The sequence below is a fragment of the Streptococcus sp. HMSC072D03 genome, from assembly GCF_001812855.1.
Lineage (GTDB): Bacteria > Bacillota > Bacilli > Lactobacillales > Streptococcaceae > Streptococcus > Streptococcus salivarius_D.
In genome coordinates this window covers 1-1162 of record NZ_KV810659.1, presented here as the reverse complement: position 1 = coordinate 1162, position 1162 = coordinate 1, and the positions used below count along the sequence as shown (strand labels likewise).

The 1162-nt window shown below is 38.8% G+C and carries 1 protein-coding gene; it reads left to right on the top strand.

Annotated elements, in window-relative coordinates; all coding sequences use genetic code 11:
* The first annotated feature begins 86 nt into the window (after positions 1-86).
* The gene (locus HMPREF2877_RS05710; protein ID WP_171021848.1) at positions 87-1106 is read left to right on the top strand and encodes an IS30-like element IS1139 family transposase; all 1020 of its coding nucleotides are present in this window, start codon (positions 87-89) and stop codon (positions 1104-1106) included.
* Positions 1107-1162: the final 56 nt, after the last annotated feature.

Below are 1162 nucleotides of genomic sequence, written 5' to 3'. Positions count from 1 at the left end.
GCCCTATTGTAAAATGAAGTGCAACACAAAAGACATGTTCATCTGATATACTAGAGTTGCGAAAAACAGTATAAAGGAAGATGAACATGTCCACTAATTATTCTACCACAAATCAATCATACAAGCACTTATCTGAAGCTGAGCGAGGGGAAATTGAAGCTTATTTAAGCGTAGGACTCAAACCTGCTGAGATTGCTCGTAGACTAGGGAGAAATCGCTCTACTATTACTCGTGAAATTAATCGTGGTTCCATAACACAAGTGAAAAAAGTAAATGGGCAAAAGGTCTATTACCAACACTATTATGCAGATGCTGCTCATAACCGTTATCGTCATGCTAGAGAAGCCAGCTATTATTTGAAACTGGATTCCGTATCGGATGACTTTCTGAGAGCATTTACAGAAGCAATGAGAGAGAAACCAAGGGTGCATAGCGTGGATACCTTTGTTCATACCTATAGACTCCAACATGTAGATGCAGTTGTTCCTTCAACCAAGACGCTCTATAACTATATCCATCAAGGATTGTTAGAGATTAAGGTCATTGATTTGCCAAGAGCAGTGCGGATCCGTAAGAAATTTACCAAGCGCCCCTCTACCAAGAAACATCTAGGAAAGTCAATTGAAGAAAGGCCAGAAGAAATCAATAATCGTTCCCGTTTTGGAGATTGGGAAATCGATTCTGTTCTGGGTGGAAAGACAATAGGAGAACCTTCTATTCTAACCTTGGTAGAACGACAAACACGCTATGCTGTCACAAAGAAACTCGTGGAAAAGAAAGCAGAGTATGTCAATCAAGCAGTCTTAGAGTGTATGAAACTTTATCCCATTAAGTCCATAACTGCAGATAATGGAAACGAATTTTCATCATTGAGTAAGATAGAGGGATTAGATGTTTATTTTGCACATGCCTATTCATCTTATGAACGAGGTACAAATGAGAATTTCAATGGACTACTAAGAGAGTTCATTCCGAAGGGGTGTTCGTTAAAAGAACTAAATCAGAATCTTTTAGAGGACTATACAAAGGCTATCAATGAAAGACCTAGACGAATTCATGGCTATCAGTCCGCAAAAAAGCTGTTTGAGCTAACTCAAACAGCTTGAAAGATACTCACTTAATCAGAGGAACATCTTTGTTGCACTTGACTTGACAATTAGGG